This is a genomic window from Streptomyces sp. NPDC001231, assembly GCF_042896885.1.
Lineage (GTDB): Bacteria > Actinomycetota > Actinomycetes > Streptomycetales > Streptomycetaceae > Streptomyces.
Window position 1 is genome coordinate 40,860 of the sequence record NZ_JBIAXS010000013.1, and the last position, 16,831, is coordinate 57,690.

A 16,831-nucleotide genomic window follows, 5' to 3' on the forward strand; every position below is an offset into this window, starting at 1 on the left:
TTGCGTGTTGTGGTCGCCAGTCTGGACGCCCTTGGCCTCCCGGGCATCGACGGCGTACTTCGATACGGGGCTGCCCTGGGCCTCCACCTGCGCGAGGAGTACCTCGGCGGCGCGGAGGATCTGCTGGTCTTTATCGGCTCCCGCCGCGACCAGATGCTCACCGAGCTGCGCCTGCCAAACGTCGGGCTCGACCTCCTCAGCGTCCAGTACCTGAACCGCCGCGTCACCGCGGACTTCCAGTCGGCGCCTGACCAACTCACGTAGGGACGTGTAGGACTGGCGTACAGCATCACTAACGGTATCCGTAAACCCAGCCGCCGCACCTGTGGCCAACGCGGCCACGATAACTTCAACTCCAGTCACTGCTACTCCTGTTGCCAATCCATAAGGATGATGCATCCGAGCGACGCATGCGCGCGACACATGCGTGCGCGAACCTCGCACTCGTCCCGCGGCCGGTCCGTTAAGGGTCGTCACGACGTGATTACCATTAGCGGGGTGCTGCGCCGTCAGTGCAAGTCGTTCGAGCGGGACGACAGGATCAACCCGCCTATGCCGCAGGAGAGTTCGAACCAAAGACCCAGCAGCGCGCACTTGTCAATCCCCTGGTTGCGTAGAGACGTTGGTTATGCGGTCCGGCCTTCCTGATCGGTCCGGGCTCGCGCAGCGCGATCGGCTTGCCGGTCTCAGTGACGATCCGCACAGCACCCTCACGGAACTCCGAATCGAACTTCAGCCTCTTGCTCGCCATGACTCCCAACTTCCCCTGCAATCACGGTCTCTACGCTACGAGGGGAAGGTCAGTCCCGTTCCGGAGCCGCGCAGGTCCCATCCCATGCCGGTGAGGCGGTTCAGGACCCGGGCGATCGGATCCACGTTGAGAGGGCGGCGGGCGAGAGCCTCTGCCCTCACGCGCGGCAGGTCGAGGCGGGCTGCGAAGTCGGAGGCCCACAGGGTGATCAGCCGGATCGTGTCGTCGGAGCGGCCGGGCAGGGTGTGGACGTGGCCGAGGAAGAGGCAGGGGCCCTCGCCCCATCCGAGGTCGGGATCGCGCTGCAGGATCATGCAGGCGATCAGGAGGCCGTCCTCGAACAGACCGGCCAGCTCCGCCTGCGGGTCGCGGAAGAGAGCCGGGATGTCAGCGCGGGCGGGCACGGGCAGACCGCGGAGGGTGAGCCAGCGCTGACGGTCCTGGACGAGTGCGGCGGCTTTGGCCCGTTCGGCGTCCGTGCGCAGCGAGTGCATCTCGTACGCGGACACGAACGGCCTCGGGCGCCGGGGGAGGGGTGCCGGCTGCTGCTGGGCTGCGGTGGAGGCCGGAAGCGTCGTCACTGCCTCGCTCCGCTCTGCACCGCGCTGGTCTGGTCTGCGGTCAGCAGGTTCCAGCCGTGCGCCTGGGCGACCAGTTGGGTGGTGTTCGGCGCGCTCGCGTCGGCGAGCAACTGGTCGAGCGCGGAGTGCAGGTCAGAGGGGGCGATGTTGGCGGCGCGTGCGATGTCGAGTGGCGTGCTGTGCTCGGTGATGGCTCGCAGCAGGCTCGTCTGTTTGGTGCTCAGATCGGGCGCGGGTGCGTCCGGTGACGGGGCCGTGGCGTCGTTGGCGCTGAGCAGGCGGTGGGTGACGATCGCGAGGGAGCAGCGTTCGGGGCAGTGCAGCTTCCTGCGCAGGGTGCGCATGTGTGAGCGGACCGTGTGGTGAGACAGGGTCTCGGCGTCGGCGATCTGTCGCGCCGGCAGGCCGTTGACCACGTGCTGGGCGATGCGCCGTTCGGCCGGGGTGAGCGGCGTGGCCGGGGCGGAGGCGGTCATGGTGGTCTTCCTCGTCGGTATCGGTCAGCGTGTCGTGATGGGACGCAGGTGCACGGGGACGGTGGTGTGTCCGTTACTGATCAGGCTCGGCAGCCTCTCCAACTCGTCGTAACGAGCGGTGAGTTCGACGTCGGGGAAGCGCTCGAAGAACAGACGCAGGGCGGTGGCAACTTCGAGGCGGGCGAGCGGGGCGCCGAGGCAGAAGTGGACACCGTGTCCGAAGGCCAGGTGTTCCTTGCTGGGGCGGGTGGCATCGAAGCGGTCGGCGTCCTCGTGCCAGTCGAGGTGGCGGTTGGCGGCGGCGTAGGAGGCGAGGATGGCGTTGCCCTTGCGGATGTTCTGGCCGTTGGGTAGGGGAATGTCGGTGAGGGCGTAGCGGAGCGGTAGGTGCTTGACCGCGGGCTGGTGGCGCAGGGTCTCCTCGACGATGTCGTCCCAGTCGGCGCGGCCGGCGCGGAGGTGTCCGAGCTGGTCGGGGTCGGACAGCAGGGCGACCAGCCCCCAGTCGATCGCGTTGACGGTGGTCTCGTATCCGGCGCTGATCATCAGGACCAGGGTGTCGCGGAGTTGTTCGTGCGTGAGGCCGGTACCGTCGCCCTCGTCGTCGCGGGCGGCGATGAGCAGCGAGGTCATGTCGTCGCCGGGGGCGGCGCGTTTGGCTTCGATGAGTGCGTCGAGGGCCTTGTAGAGGGCACCGGAGTTGGCGACGGCCTGGTCGGTGGTGAGGGTGGTCTCGAAAACGCGGTCGACCACGCCGCGGAAACCGGCGCGCTGCTCCTGGGGGACGCCCATGATCTGGCAGATCACCGCGATCGGCACCGGGTAGGCGAGGCGCTCGCGCAGGTCGACCACCTCGCCGGTGGGGAGGGCATCGAGGTCGTCGAGGAGCGCAGTGATGATCTGCTCGATGGCAGGCCCGAGAGCGGTGATGCGGCGTGAGCTGAAGGCGGGGGCGATCATGCGGCGCAACCTGCGGTGGTCGCCGCCGTACGCGGTGAACATGTTCCGAACCGAGATCCACAGGGCGAGGGGCCAGACGGGCGCGGTCTCGGCGAAGGCCGGCCAGTGGGCGCGGCCGTCCTTGGAGACGTCCTTGCTGGTCAGAAGCTGCTTGAGGAGGACCGGGTCGGAGACGGACCAGGCGCGCACGCCGAGGATGTCCACCAGCGTGGCTGGGCCGCGCTCGCGCAGGGCCTGGTGTTCGGCGTCCGGGTCGGATCCGGTGGGGTCGAGGACGAGTATCTGTTCGGACATGGTGGGGCCTCTTTCAGCGTGAGGGGAAGGTGACGGGCAGGGCGACCAGGGAGCGGTGGAAGGGGCCGGGGCGCCAGGCGAGGTCGTCGCGGTGGCCGTCGAGGTCCATCTCGGGCAGGGCGTCGAGGATGTGGAGGATGGCGGCCTCGGCGATGAGGTAGGCGTGCGAGCTGGCGGGGCAGCGGTGCGGGCCTGCGCCCCAGGCGAGGTGGGCTCGGTTGCCCAGTGGCCGGTGGGGGCCCAGGGCGGGGTCGTTGTTGCAGGCGGCGTAGCTGATGACCACCGGCTGGTCGGCCGGCAGGAGGAAGCCGCTGATGTCCACCGGCCGGAGCGGGTAGGTCATCTGGAAGTTCGCCAGCGGCGGATCGCGGTAGAGGACCGTGTCCAGGGCCTCGCGCACGGGGGCATCGCCGGCGTGCAGGTCTCCGGAGAACTCACTGTTGGTGAGCATCTCCAGGAGCGTGTTCGTGATCAGGTTGGTCAGGGGCTCGATGCCCGCCCCGTAGAGGGTGATGAGCTGGTGGCCCATCTCGGTGTCATCCAGCCGTGCCATGTGGTCGAGCAGTCTGCTGGTCACGTCGTCGCCGGGGTGCCGGCGACGCAGGGCGACGAGGTCCGCTACGGCCTGGGCGAGGATCTGGTTGCCGATGGAGGCATTGACCCCGTCGAAGACCTTCGCCATCCCGTCGGCGATCCGGTGGCCGACCTCGTCGGGGCAGCCGAGGAGGTGACTGAGCGTCTGAAACGCAAGGGGCCAGGCGTACTGGGACAGCAGGTCCGCCTTGCCGCCAGCCTTGAAAGCTTTGATGGTCTGCTCCGCGACCACTTCGACGTGGGCGCGCAGCGCGTGCTGGTCGACGGCGTCCAGGGCTGCGGTGTTCGCGGCCCGGTAGCGGGCATGCTCGGCGCCGGCCGAACGCAACGCGTTGGGGCGCCACTCCATCATCGGCCGGATCGGGCAGGTGTCGGGGACGGAGGTCTGCCACCGGCGCGGGTCGGCGGGAAAGCGCTGCGGGTCAGCGACAATGCGGCGGGCCTGCTCGTACCCGACGACCAGCGTGGCGGGCACGCCGGGGGCCAGGTCCACGGGGACCAGGGGGCCGAACTGCTCACGCATGCGCTGGTAGGCCGCGTGCGGATCTCTGGCGAAGTCCGGTTCGTACAGGGGGATGCGGTGGGTCGCGGTGCTCACGGTCGGGGCTCCAGAGGGTGCGCGAGACGGGCGAGATACTCGGTGAGCTGGATCAGTGCCTGCATGCAGGACGCTCGCTCGCGGGCGTCGCACATGGTCAGCGGCGTGTGGCCCTCCAGGGCGAGGGCTTCGTGGATCTCTTCGAGCGGGTGGTGGGGTGCGCCGTCGAACTGGTTGACCGCGACCGCGTATGGGACGCCGTTCTCTTCGAGAAGGCCGAGGACTTCGTGGGAGACGTCCAGGTCGCGGGGGTCGACGAGCACTAGAGCGCCGAGCGCGCCGACGATCAGCTCCTGCCACAGGAAGCTGAATCGGACCTGGCCGGGGGTGCCGAACAGATACAGCACCAGCGCGTCGCCCAGATGGATGCGGCCGAAGTCCACGCCGACTGTGGTGGTGGCCTTGCTCGGCGTGCGGGCCAGGTCGTCGACCAGGGCACTCGCCCGGGTGATGGTCTCCTCCATGTGCACGGGAGACACCTCGGAGACGCTGCCGACAAAGGTGGTCTTGCCCACGCCGAAGGCTCCCGCGATCACGATCTTCGCGGTCTCCGCTACCGTGGGTGCGATGAACCGGTCAGGCGAGAGCTCAGGCGAGAGCGCGGAGTCCATGCAGAACCCTTTCGAGGAGTGAGGCCACGGGCCGGTCGTCGTCCCGCCCCTGGGCGAGGGTCATCAGTCCCTGCTCGATGAGGTCGGCGACCAGAATCCGGGTGGTGGAGGGTGGGAGGGACAACGCGGAGGCGATCTCCGCGACGGCCAGTCCTCCACCTTGCGAGGGCGCGAACAGGGCGAGCACGCGACGTGCGTCCGGGTTCAGGCCGGGAAGGGTGCCGGTCGCGGCGAAGACCAGGCTCTCCAGGCGCACGTCCTTGCTGGGGCGGCTACGTCCACCCGTGCGGACGTAGGGCCTGACCAGATCCGGGTCCTGCCGCGGCCCGCTCATGCCCGCGAGGCGTCCGTGCCGCCCGCGACGCGCGTCTTGACACCCAGCCGGTCGCCCACGCTCGCGGCCAGGCGCAACGCGGCCTCGCTGATCACACCGATGTCCGCGTGGGGGCTGTCCGTGCGGACAGCGAGCATCGAGTTCTCGCCGGCCGGGATGAACAGCGAGATGTGGTCGACCGACTCCATGACGAACTGGCGGACGCCCCCACCGTCCGTTTCCCGGTCGTAGGCCCGCGATGCTCCCCACAGCGTGGAAGCGATAGCCGAGATCTTCTCGGCACGCACGCGCGGCAGCCGGTCGGTGTAGGCCGGGCTCATGCCGTCCGCGGCGACCAGAACGGCGTACTCCACGCCGGCGGTGCCCTCCAGGCTTTCGAGGAGCCAGCCGATGTTCTTATCGGTCATGCGTCCTGTCCTTGGTCGTTGTCGGCGATGGAGGTGTAGGCGTCCTGCTCGGCGCGGGCGCGCTGCGTGCCATGAGCCCAGGCGGCGATCACGCTCGCCCGTCCCGGCTTGGCGTTGGCCGGGCGGGGAGCGGGAGCGGCAGCGGGTGTGGTGCGCTTGTTGCGCACGGACAGGCCGCTGGCGGTCGTGCGGACAGCGGGGCGCTCCTGGCCGGGCTCCTCGGCGGCCGGGGCAGCAGCGAGTGCGGGCTGCGAGGCTGCTGGAACCGGGGTGAGCGCGGGCGGCGGGTCGGCCGGGACGGGGGCGAGCGCGGGCGACTGGATGGCCTGCGGCGGCTGCGCGGGTGCCAGCGGCGTCTGCGGCACCGTGGTGAGGAGGTCCTGGGGAAGAGTCAGGAGCGCACGAGTGCCCAGCAGGGAGTTGGGTGCCTGGACATCGACCCGGAACCCGTAGGCGCTCGCGAGTGCGGCGGCGACCCTGAACCCGATCTGCGGACGGGCACCGAGTTGCGTGATGTTATCCCTGTGCTGCCCGGTGAGGATGTCCCGCGCAGCGTCGAGCTGCTCAGGCGTCATCTGCAGGCCGCTGTCGTCCACGAAGACGGTGACCCCGTTGTGACCCTGCTCGAAGGAGACATGCACGCGCGACTCCGGCGGAGAAAAGCGCAGCGCGTTGTCCAACAAGGCCGCGAGCGTCTGCACCACGGGCCCCACCGCCCGGGTAGTCACCGCCACGTCGAGCTCCTGCGGCAGCACCCGCTGGTAGTCCTCGACGTAGCCCATCGCGGCCCGCACCACGTCGGTCAAGGACGTCGTGGGCCAGCGCCGGGTCAGCTTGCCGCCGGCCAGAACGGTCCATCCCTGGGCGACCAGCAGCATCTGCTGGACCGTGTGGTCGATGCCGATCAGCGTCTCGAATGCGGCGTCGTCCTCGTGGGCGCGCATCCCCTTGCTGACCTTGCGGCTGGTCCTGGCGGCCATGCCCACAAGAGCAGACGACACGCTGCGCACGGCGGCCTCGGTCGACCGCAGCGCGGTGGAACGGACACGCGCAATCTCCTCCTGCGCGGCGGTATGCGCACCCCGCAACTCCTCGGCACCGAGCGTCTTTGCCCGCTCGACCTCCTCGTACGCCGCGTACTGGACGTCGCGGACCACGGCCTGGACGACGCCAGCGGCACACTTGACCACCGTGGTCAGCTGCTCACCGACCGCGGTTCCCACCAGTTCCGGTGCAGGGGCCGGTACGGAGATCCGACCGCCCGCCTGGTGAATCTGGGGCAGGATCTCGCCGACAAGCTTCCGCAGGGCATGCTCGGTCGCCTGCTGTTCTCGGCTGAGACGATGGGCCTCCTGTCGCGCCTGCTGCCAACGGCGGTGGGAGACACAGGCCGCTGCCACGGCGACCACGGCCGCGACGGCGAGTAGGACGACCAGGGTCGTGACGGTCGCGTTCATCAGACACCCACCGGAACGAGCATGTCGGCCGTCGCCTCGGGCGCCCCAGCGCCGAGCTGCTGCAGCAGGAGCGCGGACCCGATCACCCCGATGTGGCTGAACGCCTGTGGGAAGTTGCCGAGTTGGCGATCGGCGGCGTGGTCGTACTCCTCGGCGAGCAGACCGAGGTCGGTGCGCAGGGCCAGCAGCCGGTCGAAGAGAGCGCGGGCTTCTGGCAGGCGGCCGGTCAGGGCGAGCGCGTCGACCATCCAGAACGAGCAGAACAGGAAGGTCCCCTCGTCGCCGGCCAAGCCGTCGAGCCCGATGTCGCCGCCGGCGGTCGTGTAGCGCCGTACGAAGCCCTCCGGGGTGGACAGCTCCCGGCGCACCGCCTCCACCGTCCCCAGCACCCGAGGGTCATCGGGAGGCAGGAATCCCACCCGGGGGATCAGCAGTAGGGCGGCATCGACCTCCTGCGATCCATACGACTGCGTAAAGGTGTTGCGGTCCGGATCGAAGCCCTTCGTGCACACTTCGTGGTGGATGGCCTCGCGCAGTTCCATCAGCGCGAACAGGTCGGCGTCCAGGGCGCCAGCCTCGACCAGGCGGATCGTCCGGTCGACCGCCACCCAGGCCATGACCTTGGAGTGCACAAAGTGCCGGCGCTGCCCGCGGACCTCCCAGATACCCTCGTCGGGCATCTGCCACCGCTGGGCCAGGTGCTCGACCAGCCGCTGGAGCAGAACCGCGGTATCTCTGCAGTGGGCGACCCCGCCGAGGTGCGCGAGGCGCAGGATCTCGATCACGTGGCCATACACGTCGAGCTGCAGCTGGTCCGCTGCAGCGTTGCCGACGCGGACGGGGACGGAGTTCTCGTAGCCGGGCAGCCACCCCAGCTCCCGCTCCTGCAGGTCCCGCTCACCGGTGATTCCGTACATGATCTGCAGGTTCTCCGGGTCGCCGGCCACGGCCCGCAGCAGCCATCGCCGCCATGCCTCGGCCTCCTGCCGGTATCCCGTGCCGAGCAGGGCTGCCAGGGTGGTGGAGGCGTCGCGCAGCCAGGTGTAGCGGTAGTCCCAGTTCCGGCCCCCACCAATCTCTTCCGGCAGCGACGTGGTCGGAGCGGCGACGATTCCCCCGCTGGGGGCGTATGTCATGGCCTTCAGGGTGATCAAGGATCGGACGACGGCTTCCCGATGCGGGCCGTTGTAGGTGCACTGACTCGTCCAGTCCGCCCAGAATGCGAGCGTCGCCGCCAGGGCAGCCTCAGGATCCGGAATCTCCGGCGCGGCCCCGTGGGACGGCCCCCAACCAAGGACGAAGGCGACGCTCTCGCCTGCGGCGACCGTGAACGAGCTGACGATCGCCCCGTCCTTCTCGGCCTGCTCGGCGGACGTGTCGAGCCACAAGGCGTCTCCACCGGCCTCGGCGATCATGCGGCCGCCCAGCTCGTGAATCCACGGGCTGACTCGTCCGTAACCGGGGCGAGCCCGCACCGTGGAGACCATCGCCACCTCGCCTGCCGTTCCCTCCGCGATCCGGATCACCTGCGATGCGCCGTCCCGCGGCGGCATGAAGTCGATGACCTTCACGCTGCCGGAAGGCGTCGTCCATACTGTCTCCAGCACAAGGGACTCGCCGGCATAGCGACGCTCGGCGACCACACCGGCGCTGCCCTCGTACGCTGCGGTCGGCGCGATACGCCATGCTCCGTGCCGCTTCGTTCCGAGCAGAGCAGCGAAGACGGCCGACGAGTCGAAGCGGGGCAGGCACAGCCAGTCAATCCAGCCGTCGTCGCAGACGTGAGCGCTGGTCTGCATGTCGCCGATCAGGCCGTACTGCTCGATATGCGGAACAGGTTTCATCGTGTTGGTCTCCGTAGGCCCGGACAAGCCGGGGATGGCATGAGGGGCCGACGCAGCGGCCGGGAAGTGGATGGATCAGATCGCGTTGGAGATGACGTACATCGGGCCAACCGGCCAACTGATGGCAGGAAGTTGGCGATGCACCGCCATCAGCTCGGTTCCAAACGCAAGTTGCACCATGTCGTGGCCCCGTCGTCGTCGATGCCCCAGGCGCCCAGTCGCTTGCTGGCGATCGATTGCACGAGGGCAAGGCCGCGGCCATGTTCGTCTTCTTCGGTGGGGTGCTGCACCGTTGCGCGATGCCCAGGGACACCGTCGTAGACGCGGATGCGGAGGACGCCGTCTTTAAGGTCGAGGGTGAGGCGAACGTGGCGGCCACCGCTGTGGAGGATGGCGTTGGTGACCAGCTCGGAGACGACCAAGGTCGCCTCGTCCGCGACGCAGTCCAGACCGCGTGAGCGGAGGCGATCGTGGGTCACGCGCCTCATGGCTCCGACCCTCAGCGTGTCTTCGTATGCAGGGAGTTCGCCTGGTGCGTGCTCGGTGATGGGGAAGTCCTCCCTCACCAGGCTGCTGTCGCGAAGCGCGGTTGGGCGCTGCTGCGTTGTGCCGTTCATCGCCCCCGCCTGCCCCGTGAAAGCCGGACGTGGAGGGCTACCGGAGTGTGCAGCGAGGCAAGGGGGTTCGTTCGGCGCCGCTGGCCCGGGATGTGCCGCAGGTGTCCGCCGAGGGCGGGCAGGGGGGTGATGGAGGCGTCAGCGAGGTTGCGTCGGCGCTCCCGGTCCTGGAGGGTTCGCGCCGTCATCGGGCGTCCCCCTCCGTGGTCCGGAAGAGGGCACCGAGCTTGCAGCTTAGGGCGACCGCTTCATCTGCCGTCAAGACCAGCGGGACATCCGCCGGCTCCGCGGCCCCCTCGTACAGGGCGAGGGGGACCGCGAAGCGGCCGGCCTCCGTCGGCTCGACTTCGGCCTCGCGAGCAAGACGGAGATGGCGCTTGGCGGGCGGTAATGGCGCCACGCCGAATTCCGACTGTGCGTGACTTGTCGTCATGACCCGTAAAGCTAGGGCCGTTTCGACGGCTCACCCCTGAGAAAAAATCAGGGCTGAGTAAGGCTCAGGGTTGGCATATGCCTACGCTGCGAGTCCGATGTGCCTGGCGACCGCGCGCAGGTCGTCGCGCCACATCGGCTTCTCGCGCTTCAGAAGGTCGGCGACAGCTTCCCTGACCAGCGGAGAGAACACGATCTCCTCCGGAGACTGCTTCAGCAGCTTGCCGAGGATATGGACCGTCGCGTAGTCGTCTCGCTGGATGCGGTTGAGGTTCATCACCTCGATCAGATATCGGGTCCGACGTTCGAGAGGAACCGCCGGGTTGACCTGCACGTGGTCTGCGGCGCGGAGGGCTTCGCTTGTGTCGCCCTCCTCGGCTTTCATGTGTACCTCGTGCATGGCGAAGTTCGTCGGCCCGAAGCACGTGTGCCAGTGGTTGAGATCCGCACCGACCCGCTCCACGGCTTGCTGGGCCCCGCGGTACAGGTCCCACGCGCGCGGGCCCTTCGTGGCGCGTACGGCAGCGACAGCGCCTTGCAGGTGCAGCGCGCCGTACGCAGACCAATGCTCGGGGCTGGCGCCATCGTGAGGTCGGCACTGGGCGATGGTCTGCTGGGTCAGCTCGTAGCTGTCATCCACGTCCCCCGCGGAGGTGAGGACGCAGGCCAAGTTCCAGGCCGCTGCTGCGAGGAGAGCCGGGTCGCCAGCGTTGTCTGCGAGGGCCAGGCCGCGGTCCGCCGCGATGCGCGCGAGGGTTGGTTCGCCGACGCGGCGCAGCCAAATCTGATGCAGGCCGTAGAGGCTGATGAGCTGTCGCAGGACGGCACCCTCCTGCTCAGAGGAGGCATCACGTAGGGCGGCGTGGCCCTGGCGCAGCAGGTTCGGCAACCGAACGCCCACGTCGCGGTAGCGGTCTTCGGCCTGCGTCTCGTAGACGTTCCAGGCGTCCGTCACGGATGACTCGAAGTCTTCGGCGCTGATCGGGCCGACACGGTGCGGCAGCAGGGAGGCTGGCAGGGACAGCGCCTGACGGATGAATGGGACGTGCTCGTGCTCCGTCCCTCCCGTGGTGATCCCGGACACATAGCCGCCGGTCAGATCCTCCAGGCTGCAACGCAGCGTCCTGCTGAGCGCGATGAGGATCGGAACCCGATCCAGTGGCATTCGATCGTTCTCAATCTTGTAGACCCAGTTCTCTGACCTGCCGATTAGGTCTCCCAGCATCTTCTGGGACATGCCCCGGCGCTCCCGGAACCACTTGATCCTCTGCCCGATGCTGAACAACTCTCCGTCATACGCCATGGGGTGACCATTCGTCGTAGTGGACAGGGCACTCGTGTCAAGCGTAGGCCCACGCGCATCGAACAGGGGCGATACTGGTGGTCTCTCCCCTGGGGAGGGCACTCAACGGTCCCCCTGCCGCGTTGCGGCCGGGGGACTGCGTACACGCAAGAACAGATGGGCAGGAGGCCGCTTTGTCAGCCCCATACCGTGGCCTGATTCTCGACTTCGGCGGTGTGCTCACCACCCGCATGAGACTGAATGGGCAGGCGTTCGAGATGTCGGAGGGCCTGACGCCCGGCGCCTACTTCGCAGCCCTGAACGAGCACCCTGACGGTGTCGCGATCTACGCAGCGCTGGAGGTCGGGGAGGCCACTCAAGAGGACTGGAACCGCGTAATCGGCGGCATCCTCGGCATCGACCCCACCGACCTGATGCGGCGCGCCCTGGCCAACCTGCGTCCCGAGCCCCAGATCGTCGCCGCGGCGAAGCGCGCCCGGGCGGCCGGCATCAAGGTCGCCATGCTCAGCAACAGCTTCGGTATCGAGCCCTATAACCCGTATGAGGACAAGGGCATGTGGACGGACTTCTTCGACGCGGTGATCCTGTCGGAGCTGGAAGGCGTTCGGAAGCCGTCGTCGCTCATTTACCAGCGAGCCCTCGACGCCGTGGAACTGACCGGCCCGGAATGCGTGTTCGTTGACGATCACGCGGAGAACCTGCCACCCGCCGAGGCCCTTGGCATCCGCACTGTCCACCACACCACGGACCCCGCCGGTACCGCGGCCATCCTGGACTCACTCCTTCGCGATCCGACGCCGGTCTGAATCGACCGGAGACACACCGCGGGATGTGTGATGCTGTCGAGTGCTCGCTGTGGATCGCTCCCGTGATCATTTCCTGTGTGAGGGCTTCGGTATCCGGTGTCGCGATCCGGTTGGTGTGCTGTGCGGCTAGCGCATCCAGGGACCGACTGCGCCATTTGACACAGCCAGGATCGTCGCGATCCCGGCTTTGCGGACCAGGGCGAACCGCTGACAGTCAGCGTTTGAGGCGTCGGCTGGTTGAGCCCGTTTCTTCCTTGGCCTTGCCTTCGAAGAATTGAGCCTGCTCGTGCCCGTGGGCCAGTACATCAGTGCAGTTTTTGCTGTTCCAGCCATCTGAAGACATCGGACCTCTTGTACTGGACCTTCGCGTTTCTGCCCCGACCAAGCTTGTAGCCCTTGAGTCCCAGCCTTCGGGCTTCTCTGTATACCCAGCTCTCGGACATATTGATCATGGCTGCGAGCTCGGAAGTATCCATGAGTATGGGCTCCACAGTGGAGCTGCTGCCCCCAGCAGAATGAGGCTGAGGGTTCTTCTCGGAGCGATTCCGTCCCGTGTGCATCGGCATCTCTTCTCTCTCCGTTCGGTGAGGTACTCATCGGGGCCCGAGGGCCATTCGCCAAGGCGGACGACCGGCTTGATCGGGATAGGAGAATGATGCGGAGTATCGCCGGTTTGGCTAACCGGGGAACTCCGGCTATGTTTCGCTCCGCCTCGTGATGTGGCGTCTCCGACGTGAGGTGCTCGGGGGCCTGTCGGGCTCGGCTGTGAGCCCCTGGGGGCCTCCGCTCCGAGCTGTGATGGATGGGCTCGGTGCGACCCTCGCGGGGGACGCTTCTCGCCTGACGGGCTGTCAGAGAAGTCAGCAACAGGTCAGCATGAGCCCTACTAGAGGCTCAAAGATCTGGCAAAACATGCAGGTGGTTGAATCGTTCAACGACTGACGGCTGACCCGAGAATGCAAATGTCGCTTATGCAAAGCTGTCCAGGTTTTCCCTGCGCTGTATGGCTTCTGGTGTGTGGCCCTACCAGGACCGTCGTGTCTGCCGTCCGAAGAGGATGCCGCGCGGTTCGGGTGGTGGGGGAGTGCCCGGTTTGAGGGGCCAGGCGATGAGCATGCCCACGATGAAGCCGACCACGTGGGCCGCGTACGCCACGGTGCCCGACTCGGCGATGGCCTGGCCGGAGGAGTAGAACGCCTGCAGTACGAACCAGAAGCCCAGCACCAGCCAGGCCGGCAGCCGCAGCGGCAGGAAGAGGAGGAAGGGGACGAGGATCCAGACGCGGGCCTTCGGATAGAGCACCAGATAGGCGCCGAGGACGCCGGCGATGGCCCCCGAGGCGCCGATCAGGGGAGTGGGGGAGTAGGTGTTCGTGAGTGCGAATCCGTATGCGGCCGCGTAGCCGCAGACCACGTAGAACACCAGGTATCCCACATGGCCCATGCGGTCCTCGATGTTGTTGCCGAAGATGAGGAGGAACAGCATGTTGCCCAGCAGGTGCAGCCAGCTGCCGTGCAGGAACATCGCCGTGAGGACCGACACCACGGGCGACTTGTCGTAGGTGGGCGGCCCCACCACACAGCCCGGGCCGTGCACGCCCACCCCGACGGCGCCCGTCGGGACCAGCGAAGGCAACTGATGGTGGATCAACTCTCTGGGCACCAGCGCGTACTGCTCCGTGAAGGCCTGGAGATGGCACAACTGCGCCAGCGTGCTGCTGCCCGTGAAGGACCCGGCGATGCCGGGGGTGAGCAGGAACACGACGAAGTTCGCGGCGATCAGGGCGTACGTCACCCACGGGGTGCGCCGCGCCGGGTTCACGTCATGGACGGGAATGACCACGGAGGAGTTCTGCCCGCGATGCGCTCGCCGAACCGGTGAACGCCGCCGTCCGCGTGTACGTATGCCTCCTCAACCACCCGCGGCCCAGGGAAGGCGGGCCGCGGGGACGACGTGAGGAACAGGCGATGAACGACCGAGTCACTCCTGCGGTGCACGCGCTGCCCGACGGCGAGGCCGAGCTCAACCTGGTGGTGCGGCTGCCCTGGGAGGACGTCGCCCGGCTCGGCCAGGAGGCCGGTCGGCTGGCATCCCAGATGAAGCGCCCGGTGACGCTGGACGAGGCCGTCGGGCACCGGCTGCGCTCCACCAGGGCCGCGGCCGCGCACGCCAGGCCGGCCGGGGAGCAGCCGGCCGCGACGGCGTCGACGGTGACGTCCAGCGGCTCGGTCTCCTCCCTGCCGAGGCTGAACGGAACGGCGTAGGGTTCACGCCGTGCTGTCGCGGACCTTCGCCGCGGCCTTCCGGGCCGCCACCAGCACCGGATCCCACACCGGGGAGAACGGCGGCGCGTAGCCCAGGTCCAGGGCCGTCATCTGCTCCACCGTCAGACCGGCCGTGAGGGCGACCGCGGCGATGTCGACCCGCTTCGCCGCGCCCTCACGGCCGACGATCTGCACGCCCAGCAGACGGCCGGTACGGACTTCGGCGATCATCTTGACGGTCATCGGGGAGGCGCCGGGGTAGTAGCCCGCGCGGCTGGTCGACTCGATGGTGACCGTCTCGAACTTCAGGCCCACCCGGCGGGCGTCCTTCTCGCGCAGCCCGGTGCGCGCGATCTCCAGGTCGCACACCTTGCTCACCGCGGTGCCGACCACGCCCGGGAAGGTGGCGTAGCCGCCGGCCGCGTTGGTGCCGATGACCTGGCCGTGCTTGTTGGCGTGAGTGCCCAGCGGCACGTGGCGCAGCTGCTCGGAGACCAGGTCCAGGACCTCCACGCAGTCGCCGCCCGCCCAGATGTTCTCGTGGCCGCGCACCCGCATCGCCCGGTCGGTGAGCAGCCCGCCGCGCGTGCCGAGCGGGAGCCCGGCCGCCCGCGCGAGCGCGGTCTCCGGGCTCACCCCGATGCCCAGCACGACCACGTCCGCCGGGTACTCGGCGTCCGCGGTGGCCACCGCCCGGACCCGGCCGTCGTCGCCGGTGAGCACCTTGGTCACCTCGGCGTCGTCGACCATGGTGATGCCCAGGCCCGACATGGCCCGGTGCACCAGGCGGCCCATGTCGGGGTCGAGCGTGGACATCGGCTCCCGGCCGCGGTTGACGACCGTCACCTCGTAGCCGCGCTTGATGAGCGACTCGGCCATCTCCACCCCGATGTAGCCCGCCCCGATCACCACCGCCCGGCGGCCACGCGCGCGTGCCAGGCTGTCCAGCAGGGCCTGCCCGTCGTCGAGGGTCTGCACCCCGTGCACACCGGGCGCGTCGGCGCCGGGCATGTCGGGCCGGACGGGGCGGGCCCCGGTCGCGATCACGAGCTTGTCGTACGACGTCCAGGACTCCGTACCGGAATCGACGTCCCGCGCGCGCACGCGGCCGGCGGCCACGTCGATCTCCGTCACCTCGGTGCGCATCCGCAGGCCGATGTCCCGCGCGCGGTGCTCCTCGGGCGTACGGGCGATCAGCAGGTCCCGCTCGCCGACGTCGCCGCCCACCCAGTACGGGATGCCGCACGCCGAGAACGAGGTGAAGTGGCCGCGTTCGAACGCCACGATCTCCAGCTCGTCCGGCCCGCGCAGCCGTCGTGCCTGCGACGCCGCGGACATCCCCGCGGCGTCGCCGCCGATCACGACAAGGCGTTCCTTCGTACCCCGGGCATCCCACGCAGCGCTCACGTCCATGCGAACACGCTACGGGGACGGGCCGTCCCGGTCCTGGGGCTGTCCCGGTCCTGGGGTCGCCCCGGTCCTGGGGTCGTCTCAGTCCTGGGGGTCCGGTTCGTCGCCGGGCGTCCGGGCCGGGGGCGCGGGCGCCCGCCGGGAGTCCGGCACCGCTCCCAGTGCGGTCATGGCGGGCGTCGCTTCGGCGGGGCGCCTGGGCAGCCGGGGCCGTACGAACCACAGCCACAGCGCCGTGAGGAGAGCCGCCGCCGCGGCGAACGGGAGGAGAGCCCCGATGGCCAGGGCGATCCAGCGGAGCACGGTGACGAAGACGTGCCAGCCGCCCGCCAGCGCGTCCGTGAACCCGGGCTGATCGGCCTTGGCGACAACCGGCTCGGGCGCCGGTGTCCGGGACAGCGACAGGGTGATGGTGGCCAGGCTCGTGCGGTCCTTCAGCGACGCCTGCTGGGCCAGCAGCGACTCCAGGTCGGACTCGCGACGGCTCAGCTCGCCCTCCAGGCTGACCACGTCGCTGAGCCGGGTCGCCCGGTCCATCAGCTCGCGCACCCGCGCCACACTCGCGCGCTGTGACTTGATGCGGCTGTCCACGTCGACGACCTGGTCGGTGACGTCCTGCGCCTTCGCCGTGCGCTCGATCAGCTTGCCGGTGCCCTCCAGGCCGCTGAGGACCTCGTCGTACCTGTCGGCGGGCACGCGCAGCACCACGCGGGTGCGCTCGTGTCCGTCCTCGTCGCGGCTGGTGCTCTCGTCGCCGACGTAGCCCCCGGCGTTCTCGACGGTGGTGCGGGCCGTGTCGAGGGCCTTCGGCACGTCCTTGACCTGCACGGTGAGCGAGGCGGTGCGGATGATGTGGCTCGCGGCGACCCGGGGCGGCGCGGTGGCCCTCGCCTTGGAGGCCGTGCCGCGGCCGCTGTCCGCCGCGCCCTTCTGGGCCTCGCCGCCGGCCGCGGCCGCGGCGGACTTGGTGGAGGAGTCGTCGCTGCCGCCCGCTCCGCACCCGGTGAGCGCGAGGGCGGCGGCGAGCAGGAGCCCGGCCAGGGCGGAAGCGGGCCGGACGGAACGTCGTGTGCGCATGTGGCATACCCCCGA

The 16,831-nt window shown here is 69.0% G+C and carries 18 protein-coding genes; 3 read left to right on the forward strand and 15 right to left on the reverse strand.

All coding sequences use genetic code 11. The annotated features are described in order from the left end of the window. Window positions 1-264, forward strand: a complete 264-nt coding sequence (locus ACFY3J_RS17570; RefSeq protein ID WP_390841184.1) for a hypothetical protein — start codon at window positions 1-3, stop codon at window positions 262-264. A 522-nt stretch (window positions 265-786) separates the two neighbouring features. Here the strand turns inward: ACFY3J_RS17570 and ACFY3J_RS17575 are convergent. The 11 genes from ACFY3J_RS17575 to ACFY3J_RS17625 all read right to left on the reverse strand — a co-directional run bounded on the left by ACFY3J_RS17575 (window position 787) and on the right by ACFY3J_RS17625 (window position 11,259). Then, complete coding sequence (locus ACFY3J_RS17575; protein WP_390841185.1) at window positions 787-1,332, reverse strand: hypothetical protein; 546 nt, start codon at window positions 1,330-1,332, stop codon at window positions 787-789. Beyond that, on the reverse strand, window positions 1,329-1,808 hold the full coding sequence (locus ACFY3J_RS17580) for a helix-turn-helix transcriptional regulator (RefSeq protein WP_390841186.1): 480 nt from the start codon (window positions 1,806-1,808) through the stop codon (window positions 1,329-1,331). Before ACFY3J_RS17580 ends, ACFY3J_RS17575 begins: the two co-directional genes overlap by 4 nt. Before the next feature lie 24 nt (window positions 1,809-1,832). Continuing rightward, on the reverse strand, window positions 1,833-3,062 hold the full coding sequence (locus ACFY3J_RS17585) for a cytochrome P450 (RefSeq protein WP_390841187.1): 1,230 nt from the start codon (window positions 3,060-3,062) through the stop codon (window positions 1,833-1,835). Window positions 3,063-3,075: 13 nt separating this feature from the next. Continuing rightward, complete coding sequence (locus tag ACFY3J_RS17590; protein ID WP_390841188.1) at window positions 3,076-4,254, reverse strand: cytochrome P450; 1,179 nt, start codon at window positions 4,252-4,254, stop codon at window positions 3,076-3,078. Beyond that, complete coding sequence (locus tag ACFY3J_RS17595) at window positions 4,251-4,865, reverse strand: ATP/GTP-binding protein (RefSeq protein ID WP_390841189.1); 615 nt, start codon at window positions 4,863-4,865, stop codon at window positions 4,251-4,253. The genes ACFY3J_RS17590 and ACFY3J_RS17595 overlap by 4 nt, the downstream gene beginning before the upstream one ends. After that, window positions 4,843-5,199, reverse strand: a complete 357-nt coding sequence (locus ACFY3J_RS17600) for a DUF742 domain-containing protein (protein ID WP_390841190.1) — start codon at window positions 5,197-5,199, stop codon at window positions 4,843-4,845. Before ACFY3J_RS17600 ends, ACFY3J_RS17595 begins: the two co-directional genes overlap by 23 nt. Continuing rightward, window positions 5,196-5,606: a roadblock/LC7 domain-containing protein gene (locus ACFY3J_RS17605; RefSeq protein WP_390841191.1), complete on the reverse strand. Its 411-nt coding sequence runs from the start codon at window positions 5,604-5,606 to the stop codon at window positions 5,196-5,198. The genes ACFY3J_RS17600 and ACFY3J_RS17605 overlap by 4 nt, the downstream gene beginning before the upstream one ends. Beyond that, the gene (locus ACFY3J_RS17610) at window positions 5,603-7,063 is read right to left on the reverse strand and encodes an ATP-binding protein (protein ID WP_390841192.1); all 1,461 of its coding nucleotides are present in this window, start codon (window positions 7,061-7,063) and stop codon (window positions 5,603-5,605) included. Before ACFY3J_RS17610 ends, ACFY3J_RS17605 begins: the two co-directional genes overlap by 4 nt. Continuing rightward, on the reverse strand, window positions 7,063-8,907 hold the full coding sequence (locus ACFY3J_RS17615) for a glycoside hydrolase family 15 protein (RefSeq protein ID WP_390841193.1): 1,845 nt from the start codon (window positions 8,905-8,907) through the stop codon (window positions 7,063-7,065). Before ACFY3J_RS17615 ends, ACFY3J_RS17610 begins: the two co-directional genes overlap by 1 nt. Before the next feature lie 149 nt (window positions 8,908-9,056). After that, a complete protein-coding gene (locus ACFY3J_RS17620; protein ID WP_390841194.1) occupies window positions 9,057-9,524 on the reverse strand; it encodes an ATP-binding protein in 468 nt (155 codons plus the stop codon). 514 nt (window positions 9,525-10,038) lie between these two features. Beyond that, window positions 10,039-11,259 carry a helix-turn-helix domain-containing protein gene (locus tag ACFY3J_RS17625; protein ID WP_390841195.1) on the reverse strand — a complete coding sequence of 407 codons (1,221 nt, stop codon included), beginning with the start codon at window positions 11,257-11,259 and terminating at the stop codon, window positions 10,039-10,041. A gap of 173 nt (window positions 11,260-11,432) precedes the next feature. Between ACFY3J_RS17625 and ACFY3J_RS17630 the strand changes: the two genes are divergently transcribed. Then, entirely contained in the window at window positions 11,433-12,065 is a 633-nt protein-coding gene (locus ACFY3J_RS17630) for an HAD-IA family hydrolase (RefSeq protein WP_390841196.1), read from the forward strand. Between the two features lie 305 nt (window positions 12,066-12,370). Here the strand turns inward: ACFY3J_RS17630 and ACFY3J_RS17635 are convergent, their stop codons facing one another. Continuing rightward, window positions 12,371-12,631 (reverse strand): helix-turn-helix domain-containing protein, encoded by a 261-nt coding sequence (locus ACFY3J_RS17635; RefSeq protein WP_390841197.1) that lies wholly within the window; start codon window positions 12,629-12,631, stop codon window positions 12,371-12,373. Window positions 12,632-13,088: 457 nt separating this feature from the next. Then, the gene (locus ACFY3J_RS17640; RefSeq protein WP_390841198.1) at window positions 13,089-13,907 is read right to left on the reverse strand and encodes a rhomboid family intramembrane serine protease; all 819 of its coding nucleotides are present in this window, start codon (window positions 13,905-13,907) and stop codon (window positions 13,089-13,091) included. 125 nt (window positions 13,908-14,032) lie between these two features. Between ACFY3J_RS17640 and ACFY3J_RS17645 the strand changes: the two genes are divergently transcribed. After that, window positions 14,033-14,329: a hypothetical protein gene (locus ACFY3J_RS17645; RefSeq protein ID WP_390841199.1), complete on the forward strand. Its 297-nt coding sequence runs from the start codon at window positions 14,033-14,035 to the stop codon at window positions 14,327-14,329. A gap of 3 nt (window positions 14,330-14,332) precedes the next feature. Here ACFY3J_RS17645 and ACFY3J_RS17650 read toward each other — a convergent pair whose 3' ends face one another. Next, window positions 14,333-15,742: an FAD-dependent oxidoreductase gene (locus ACFY3J_RS17650; RefSeq protein ID WP_390841200.1), complete on the reverse strand. Its 1,410-nt coding sequence runs from the start codon at window positions 15,740-15,742 to the stop codon at window positions 14,333-14,335. Between the two features lie 78 nt (window positions 15,743-15,820). Next, on the reverse strand, window positions 15,821-16,816 hold the full coding sequence (locus tag ACFY3J_RS17655; protein WP_384177069.1) for a DUF4349 domain-containing protein: 996 nt from the start codon (window positions 16,814-16,816) through the stop codon (window positions 15,821-15,823). Window positions 16,817-16,831: the final 15 nt, after the last annotated feature.